The sequence below is a fragment of the Mesorhizobium sp. M1322 genome (assembly GCF_040318085.1).
In the GTDB taxonomy this organism is placed as follows: Bacteria; Pseudomonadota; Alphaproteobacteria; order Rhizobiales; family Rhizobiaceae; genus Mesorhizobium.
The window spans coordinates 1-8,189 of record NZ_JAMYLP010000147.1; the positions used below are offsets into that span (position 1 = coordinate 1).

Annotated in this window: 8 protein-coding genes; 7 read left to right on the forward strand and 1 reads right to left on the reverse strand. The window is 62.0% G+C overall.

Features of this window, described 5'->3' with window-relative positions; genetic code table 11:
• Positions 1-128: 128 nt before the first annotated feature.
• Positions 129-740, reverse strand: coding sequence for an LOG family protein (locus tag NKH12_RS29115; RefSeq protein ID WP_352956287.1), 612 nt, complete (start codon positions 738-740; stop codon positions 129-131).
• 147 nt (positions 741-887) lie between these two features.
• Here NKH12_RS29115 and NKH12_RS29120 point away from each other — a divergent pair, with 147 nt between their 5' ends.
• The 7 genes from NKH12_RS29120 to NKH12_RS29150 all read left to right on the forward strand — a co-directional run bounded on the left by NKH12_RS29120 (position 888) and on the right by NKH12_RS29150 (position 8,102).
• A complete protein-coding gene (locus tag NKH12_RS29120) occupies positions 888-2,279 on the forward strand; it encodes a LysM peptidoglycan-binding domain-containing protein (protein ID WP_352956288.1) in 1,392 nt (463 codons plus the stop codon).
• Between the two features lie 63 nt (positions 2,280-2,342).
• Complete coding sequence (locus tag NKH12_RS29125) at positions 2,343-2,669, forward strand: ArsR/SmtB family transcription factor (protein ID WP_352956289.1); 327 nt, start codon at positions 2,343-2,345, stop codon at positions 2,667-2,669.
• Positions 2,670-2,746: 77 nt separating this feature from the next.
• Positions 2,747-4,633 carry an ABCB family ABC transporter ATP-binding protein/permease gene (locus tag NKH12_RS29130; protein ID WP_352956290.1) on the forward strand — a complete coding sequence of 629 codons (1,887 nt, stop codon included), beginning with the start codon at positions 2,747-2,749 and terminating at the stop codon, positions 4,631-4,633.
• 241 nt (positions 4,634-4,874) lie between these two features.
• Positions 4,875-5,882, forward strand: a complete 1,008-nt coding sequence (locus NKH12_RS29135) for a DMP19 family protein (RefSeq protein WP_352956292.1) — start codon at positions 4,875-4,877, stop codon at positions 5,880-5,882.
• A 177-nt stretch (positions 5,883-6,059) separates the two neighbouring features.
• Positions 6,060-6,758, forward strand: a complete 699-nt coding sequence (locus NKH12_RS29140; RefSeq protein WP_095483175.1) for a phosphatidylserine decarboxylase — start codon at positions 6,060-6,062, stop codon at positions 6,756-6,758.
• Between the two features lie 3 nt (positions 6,759-6,761).
• Positions 6,762-7,577, forward strand: coding sequence for a CDP-alcohol phosphatidyltransferase family protein (locus tag NKH12_RS29145; protein WP_292517062.1), 816 nt, complete (start codon positions 6,762-6,764; stop codon positions 7,575-7,577).
• Between the two features lie 261 nt (positions 7,578-7,838).
• Positions 7,839-8,102 (forward strand): hypothetical protein, encoded by a 264-nt coding sequence (locus NKH12_RS29150; protein WP_352956291.1) that lies wholly within the window; start codon positions 7,839-7,841, stop codon positions 8,100-8,102.
• The last annotated feature ends 87 nt before the right edge of the window (positions 8,103-8,189 follow it).

Sequence of the window (8,189 nt, forward strand, 5' to 3'; positions counted from 1 at the left end):
GGGCAGTAGGGCAGTAGGGCAGTAGGGCAGTAGGGCAGTAGGGCAGTAGGGCAGTAGGGCAGTAGGGCAGTAGGATGCCGCTCCATGAGCGCGGCATGCACTACATACTGCCCTACTGCCTTAATGCCCTAAAGTTTGTCGATCACCGACTGCACACCTTCGGTCGGCGCATCGACCGATGATCCGGCGACCATGATGGCGGCGACGATCGCTTCCGGATCGTCGACCACCAGCGGCTTGACCCGCTGCGCGGTGTGGATGAAGCCTTCGGCCATCATATGGTCGAGCAGGTCCAGCATCGGGTCCCAGAATCCCCCAACGTTGCCGAAGACGATCGGTTTGCGATGATGGCCGAGCTGGCCCCAGGTCATGATCTCGATGATTTCCTCGACCGTGCCGATGCCGCCCGGCAGCGCCACAAAGGCGTCGGATTTCTCGAACATCGTATGCTTACGCTCGTGCATGTTGTCGGTGATCACGAGTTCGTCGAGCCGGTTAAGCGCGGTTTCGGTGGCCTCCCTGTTGATCAGGAAGCGCGGAATGATCCCCGTCACTTTGCCGCCAGCCCGCAACGCCCCTTCGGCAACGGCTCCCATGATGCCTCTGGTGCCGCCGCCATAGATCAGACGCAGGCCGGACTTGGCGATCGAACGCCCAAGCAGGTGTCCGGCCTTGGCATAGGTTTCATCGCGGCCTGGAGACGAGCCGCAATAGACGCAGATGGATCGAATCGTGTTCATGAGGTGATTGGTGATTGGGTCTTTATTCGCGGTCAAGCCCGGGCGGGTTTTTTCTTGTCGGCTCCCTTTATTCTTGTCGACCCCTTTTTCTTGTCGGTTTGGGCAAAACAGGCTAGACCGGCATTAGGTGGCTAAGGGCAGGGAAATATGACCATTAATCCAGTAAAGGCGCTGTTGTTCGCCGTCGGCGGCTCCGTCGCCGCGGCGGGAACCGCCTATGTGTCGGGCGCGCTCGACCCGTATCTCAATCGCGCGCCGCCGACGGAAGTGGCATCGCTGACGCCGCCGGTGGAGAAGCCGGCCGAGCCGGGGACCGATGGATCGGTTTCGCCCGCGCCGGCCACAGGTGCGATGGCACCGGCAGCGCCGGCCAAGGCGAATTCGATCGCGCCGACCTTCGATATCGTTCGGGTCGAAGTCAAGGGCTCTATCGTCGTCGCCGGCAATGCCGCACCCAACGCCAAGGTCGAGATTCTCAACGGTTCGACGGTTCTCGGCTCAACGGTCGCCGGTGCCGATGGCGCTTTTGCCATCGTTCTCGACAATCCGCTGAAACCCGGCGATTACACGATCGCGCTGCGTTCATTGACCGGCAGTGTCATGACCCCCTCGGCGCAGACAGCCGTCGTCTCGATTCCCAAGAGCCCTGCTGGCCAGGTGCTGGCGATGATCGAGGAGCCGGGCAAGGCCTCCGAATTGCTCACCGTTCCTGCGCCCGAGGCAAAGCCTGAAACGCCGCCTGCCGGCGACAAGACGGCCGCTCCGGCTGCCGAGGACTCCGCCGGGGACCCCGCTGCCGCAGCACCGGCCCCAGGCGCACCGGCTGCCACGGCGCCGCCCACTGCCGAAGCCGCCCCCGCGCCGGCTTCGGACATGCCTGTCGCATCGGCACCACCAGCTGCAGGGCCAAAGATCGTCGTCGAAGCGATCGAGATCGACGGCAACAAGATCTTCGTCGCCGGGCTCTCCGATCCCGGCCGCAAGGTGCGCGCCTATGCCAACGATATCTTGCTCGGCGACGCGAAAACTTCGCCCGACGGCCACTTCCTGGTCGAGGCGACGCGCAACATTCCGGTCGGCACCTACACCATCCATGTCGACGCACTCGATGCCGACGGGGTCAAGGTGGTGGCCCGTGCCGCCGTGCCGTTCGAGCGCGGGCCGGGCGAGTCGATCGCCGCTGTGGCGCCCGCCGAGCAGAAGCCTGCCACGCCGCCCGCCGCCGCGGACGCGACCGTGCCTGCTCCACCTGCCACATCGGCTGAAATTCCCGAGACCGCGGCGCCGAAGCTCGAACACGCCGACAGCGCCGTTATCATCCGCCGCCACGATACGCTGTGGCAGATCTCGCGGCGCGTCTATGGCCAAGGGGTCCGCTACTCGACCATCTATCTCGCCAATCAGGATCAGATTAGGAATCCCGACCGCATCTGGCCGGGGCAGGTGTTCAAGGTCCCGGAAAAATCGCAGGAAGGCGAAGCCGCCAACCTCAAGGCGATGGGCGACCAGATGACGACGGCGCCGACAGAGGCTGATTAGAAATCCTATTCTTCTTTCCGGCCTCTTGCGGGAAGTTCGTTCATCGTCTATCGCCGATAAACGATGAACGCTCCCTTGACCGAGAAGACCTGCGGCTTCGCCGACAGCCAGTCCGTCGCCGCGAAGCTCGCCGCGCTTTCGCATCCGGCCCGGATCGAGATCCTCAGGCACCTTTCGGCCAGCCGCTCCTGCTGCTGCCGCGAGGTCGTCGACCATCTCGACCTGGCGCAGTCCACCGTTTCGCAGCATCTGAGGATATTGGTCGACGCCGGGCTAGTCCGCTACGAGCCGGACCGGCAGCGCTCGCGCTATGAAGTCGACGGCGATGCACTCGCCGATGTTTCCGCATCGCTGGCCGCGCTCGTCAATTCCTGCTGCTCTGGCCGCTAGACTATAACCCCGAAACTGGAAGCCGGTTTCGGAAAAGATCATGGTCAAGCAATAAGCATAAGAAAAAGGCAATAAAAATGGCCGAAAAAACCGTTTCCGCTGACTCCGGTTCGACTTTCAAGACATTGCGCAACCTTTGGCTCTATATGTGGCCGGCCGATCGCGCCGACCTCCGGGCGCGGGTTGTATGGGCGACCGTGCTTCTGGTCGTCGCCAAGCTGACACTGGTTGCCGGTCCCTATTTCTTCAAATGGGCGACTGATGCGCTGGCTGGCGACGCCAAGTCGGTGCCGCCGTTGCCGGCCTTCCTTCTGGCGCCAGTCATGCTAGTCATCGCCTACAATGTCGTGCGGCTGGTGCAGCTCGGTTTCAACCAGCTGCGCGACGCGCTGTTTGCCCGCGTCGGACAATATGCAGTGCGCCAACTCGCCTTCCGCACCTTCATCCACATGCATCAACTGTCACTGCGCTTCCATCTCGAGCGCCGCACCGGCGGCCTGTCGCGCATCATCGAGCGCGGCACCAAGGGCATCGAGACGATCGTCCGCTTCACCGTGCTCAACACCTTGCCGACTATTCTCGAATTCACGCTGACAGCCGGCATCTTCGCCGTCACCTATGGCTGGAAATACGTGGCTGTGGTGGCGGTGACGGTCTGGCTCTACATCTGGTTCACTATCAGGGCGAGCGACTGGCGTATCGTCATTCGCCGCGACATGAACGACAGCGACACCGACGCCAGCACCAAGGCGATCGACTCGCTGCTCAATTTCGAGACCGTCAAATATTTCAACAACGAGAGCATGGAAGCCGAGCGTTTCGACCGTTCGATGGCGCGCTACGAGACCGCCGCCACCAGGATATGGACCTCGCTCGGCTGGCTGAACTTCGGCCAGGGCGTCATCTTTGGCCTCGGCACGGTTATCGTCATGTGCCTTTCGGCGCTTGAGGTGCAGGCTGGTACGCAGACGGTTGGCGACTTCGTCTTCATCAACGCCATGCTAATCCAGCTTTCGGTGCCGCTCAATTTCATCGGCTTCATCTATCGCGAAATCCGCCAGGGCCTGACCGACATCGAGCAGATGTTCGATCTGCTCGATGTGCCGCAGGAGATCGTCGACAGGCCTGGTGCCAAGTCGCTGATCGTCGGCGCCGGCAAGGTCGAGTTCCACGACGTGCACTTTTCCTACGATCCCAACCGCAAGATCCTGAAAGGCATCAGCTTCGAAGTGCCGGCCGGCAAGACGGTTGCCATTGTCGGGCCGTCGGGCGCCGGCAAGTCGACCATTTCGCGGCTCCTGTTCCGCTTTTACGACATCCAGGGCGGCAAGATTCTAATCGATGGCCAGGACATTCGCGACGTGACGCAAGAGAGCCTGCGCGCGGCGATCGGCATGGTGCCGCAGGACACCGTGCTGTTCAACGATACCATCGCTTATAACATCCGCTACGGCCGCGTCGATGCCAGCGAGGAGGACGTCCGCAAGGCGGCCGAACTCGCCCAGATCGGGCCGTTCATCGAACGTCTGCCCGACGGCTACCGGTCGATGGTCGGCGAGCGTGGGCTGAAACTGTCCGGCGGCGAGAAGCAGCGCGTGGCGATCGCCCGCACCATTTTGAAGGCGCCGCCGATCCTGATGCTTGACGAGGCGACCTCTGCGCTGGACAGCCATACCGAACAGGAGATCCAGGCAGCGCTCGATCTCGTCAGCCAAGGCCGCACCACCATTGTCATCGCCCACCGGCTGTCGACGGTGATTTCGGCCGACGAGATCATCGTGCTGCAGGACGGCCAGATCGCCGAGCGCGGCACGCATGCCGCCTTGATGCGCAAGGCCGGTCTGTACGCCTCGATGTGGGACCGCCAGCGTGAAGCGACCGAGGCCGAGGAGCGGCTGCGCATTGCTCGCGAGCGCGACGAGTTCGGCGTCGTCGTCCGCCGCCGCCCCTCGGAGGTGTCGTAACGCGGCGGCCGCACGGTGACATGGCTGCAACGCGTTTTTAAGATGTCTGCTATTGGATCCCGATGCAGAAGGCATCTTTCGCTTCTGCAGAAATGGTAGTATGACTGCACCGGTAGCAACCAAAAGTTGCAGTCGCTGGTGGATGGAATGTTCGGGATATTTTCGCGCAAGGCCAAGAAGAACCCCGTGCAGCCGGCACCCAATTTGGCTGCTCGTGCAGAGCCGGCACCCTTTGGCGCAAGTGAACAATGGCGGCCATAGCCAGTTTATCCATAACTGTAATGTTCACGGAATTCTGGGGGAGGTGATTGACCATGCTGCTACCGGCCTGGCGGGAATGGGTGCACTACAACATTTGGCAGTTTTGAAAAAAATGGCTGCCTGGGCAGATCGGTACCCCGACGAGGTCAAAGAGCAGACAGGCTTTGAGGGTGGTCGTGATTCGTTACTCGATGAACTTGACGATCTCTTCTATGAGGCAGACAAAGCATCGCCGATGCTCGCCCTTTCGGCTCGGTGGATCACCTCATGGCCTGAACTGATAGTTGTCAACGACTCCGACTACCCTGAGGCAATTCGTCGACTGGTGATGGCCAATCCATTGCGTGAGCCCAGGCTTCTTCATCGCTCGATTGCCAAGTTGGTCAGCCAGATGATTGGCTGGCGTGAAGTTGGCGTCGCTCTAGCCTGTGCAAATGCACCGAAGCCGGAGGTCAAAATGAAATTCGGCATGGCGAGGATGCTGGATGTCGAGGGCGAGAAGCAGATGGTCTTTCAACTGCGCACAAGCGCGACGGAGCCGCGCCTATGCGTCGCGACGGAGACGCACGCGGCTGTCTATGAGTGTATCGCGCCGGAAGATACGCACGCGCCGCGTCCAGGTGACAACCCTTTTGCAGCCGGCGCTCCGCGTGTCGGCCACAAGCTTGGGCATGTCGAAGCGGAGACTATCGCAACGGTGATCGGATTGGCCGAGGAATATCATGCCCCGGTGGCCATCGACCTCTTGCTGCGCAAAGCCGGGTTCGATCCGGTCGACGCCATCGTCTCGGCGAATTCGGTTGTCCCGGGAGAAGGAGGCGCGGTTGTGAACTGGGTTGTGCTGGCCGACGGCCATGCATTCTACTTCCAGTCCACCCCAAATGGTGGCGTGCTGCTGCGCGGCGGCCGGGAGGAGAGCCTGGTGGAGGCGCACAGCCTTGAGCTCCAGGAGCATTTCGACCGTGCCGCAGCGGCTGGCGAGGTCTAGGCAACTTGAGCGTGGATCGCTCGTTCACGTAACAGCTGCGTCGTCCTCGGCTGTTGTGCGTCCCTATCGACGGCGAACGGGTTCAATAGCCGAGCCGCCAGCCCCCATTGTTGCGTTGCGGCCACAGGGTGTTTCCGCTATTGAGGCCGGACCTGAAACTAGGGCTGTTCCTATCCCATGGACCTCGTCGACACGATCAAGAAAACGTTCGTTCCGATCCATCGCGAAGGCTATCCGTTTATTGCCGCCTTCGCAGCGGTAACGCTTTTCCTCGGCTATTTCTCTTCGATCCTGTTCTGGGTCTGCCTGATCCTGACGGCCTGGTGCGTCTATTTCTTCCGCGATCCCGAGCGCGTCACGCCTGTCGATGACCGGCTGGTGGTGAGCCCGGCCGACGGCATCATCACGGCGGTCGGTCCGGCAGTGCCGCCGCGCGAACTTGGCCTCGGCGGCGGCGAGATGACCCGCATCTCGGTGTTCATGGACGTCTTCTCCTGCCACGTGAACCGGGCTCCGGTGCGCGGCCGCATCACAAGGATCGAGCATCGGCCGGGCCAGTTCCTCAACGCCGCACTTGACAAGGCGAGTGCCGACAACGAGCGCAACGGCCTGGTCATTGACAGCCCCAACGGCACGGTGGCCGCGGTGCAGATCGCCGGCCTCGTCGCGCGGCGCATCGTCTGCTGGGCTGAGACCGGGGGCACGATCGGCATCGGCGAGCGCTTCGGGCTGATCCGCTTCGGCTCGCGCGTCGATGTGTTCCTGCCGTCGACCGCGACGCCGCGTGTCGCCGTCGGCCAGACCGCGGTTGGTGGTGAAACCATACTGGCCGAATTCGGCGGCATTGCCGCAACGCCGCTCGTGCGGGTGTCCTGAGCCGTGGGCGCGCCGTTCAAAAAATTCGAGGCGCATGGCAGCGGCGGTCCGCGCATCCGTGAAATCCCTATGCGTATGGTGCTGCCCAATCTCGTCACAGTGCTCGCCATCTGCGCCGGCCTCTCCGGCATCCGCTTCGGCTTCGAAGGCCGTTTCGAGCCGGCAGTGGTGATGGTGCTGCTCGCCGCCTTCCTCGACGGCATCGATGGCCGCCTGGCGCGGATGCTGAAGGCGACGTCCAAATTCGGCGCGCAGATGGATTCGCTGGCCGACATCGTCAATTTCGGCGTAGCACCCGCGCTGGTGCTCTATGCATTCCTGCTCGACCAGGCGGGCTCGCCGGGCTGGATTGCCGCGCTCCTGTTCACCATCGCCTGCGGGCTGAGACTTGCTCGCTACAACGTGCTCGACGAAGAAACTGATCGCCCGCAGTGGCAGACCGAGTATTTCGTCGGCGTGCCGGCGCCGGCGGGCGCCGTGCTGGTGATGCTGCCGCTTTATCTCTATTTCCTGCGGCTTGGCCTGGAGCCATCCCGCCCTGCCGCCTTCATCGCTGCCGGTTTCACCGTTCTGGTCGCCTTCCTGCTGGTCAGCCGGCTGCCGGTCTATTCCGGAAAAAGCCTGAAAGTCCCGGGCGACAAGGTGCTGCCGATCATCCTCGGCGTCGTCCTCTACATCCTGCTGTTGATGACCTATCCCTGGTACACGCTGACTGCGTCGGTTGCCGGCTATCTGCTCTTCCTGCCGCTCAGCATCCGCGCCTATTCAAAACGCGCCAAGCGCGAAGGCGAGAAGGTGCCCGCTTCAGACATCGGCTGACAGACCTGTCGCCAATTCCCTGATGGTCACCTCGAGCATTTTGCAGCCAAGTGGAATCACTTGGCGTCGCAGAAATGCGGCTAAACAAATAGATAGAGCGGAATGCCCAGTTCAATTTGAACGCACTCCGCTCTAGCGGGAACCTGCCGGGCATCTTGACCGTTCTGTCTAAGTGGCGAGGCGAGCGAGTTTCCGAAACGCCTCGCTATGAACTTTAAAGCTGCTGTGCCAGGCGCAGTAGCTAAAAAAGAGCGAGGAGAAATGGCTGTCGTCGTCATTGGTGCGTTGCTCATTGTCGCTGGCGTTGTGTACATGGCTGGCGCAGCCTTAAGGCGTGGGCGGCTCAGCGATCCGGCGCCTGCTCGCGCAACGCCGGACCGCTCGACGCCAAATCTCGCAACGCCCGGTCCGACACTTGAGCCGCGGCGGCGTGGGGTCGGTTTCCTCGGCCTCTCGCAGAACTGGCCGGGTCTGCTGATGATAGCGGTAGGGTTCGTCCTGCTGTTGTCGGTGGTGGTCCTCTAGGTGGTGTGGACTCTTAGGATTCCCTTTTTGACCGTAGCATGATTCAAGACTGCTTTTGGAGGCAGCCTTGGGTGTAATGGATCGGTT

Bases quoted from the DNA above. Each gene is read 5' to 3' on its own strand.
- NKH12_RS29125 (WP_352956289.1), top strand. From the start codon at position 2,343: ATGAACGCTCCCTTGACCGAGAAGACCTGCGGCTTCGCCGACAGCCAG.
- NKH12_RS29150 (WP_352956291.1), top strand. From the start codon at position 7,839: ATGGCTGTCGTCGTCATTGGTGCGTTGCTCATTGTCGCTGGCGTTGTG.
- NKH12_RS29140 (WP_095483175.1), top strand. From the start codon at position 6,060: ATGGACCTCGTCGACACGATCAAGAAAACGTTCGTTCCGATCCATCGC.
- NKH12_RS29115 (WP_352956287.1), bottom strand. From the start codon at position 740: ATGAACACGATTCGATCCATCTGCGTCTATTGCGGCTCGTCTCCAGGC.
- NKH12_RS29120 (WP_352956288.1), top strand. From the start codon at position 888: ATGACCATTAATCCAGTAAAGGCGCTGTTGTTCGCCGTCGGCGGCTCC.
- NKH12_RS29130 (WP_352956290.1), top strand. From the start codon at position 2,747: ATGGCCGAAAAAACCGTTTCCGCTGACTCCGGTTCGACTTTCAAGACA.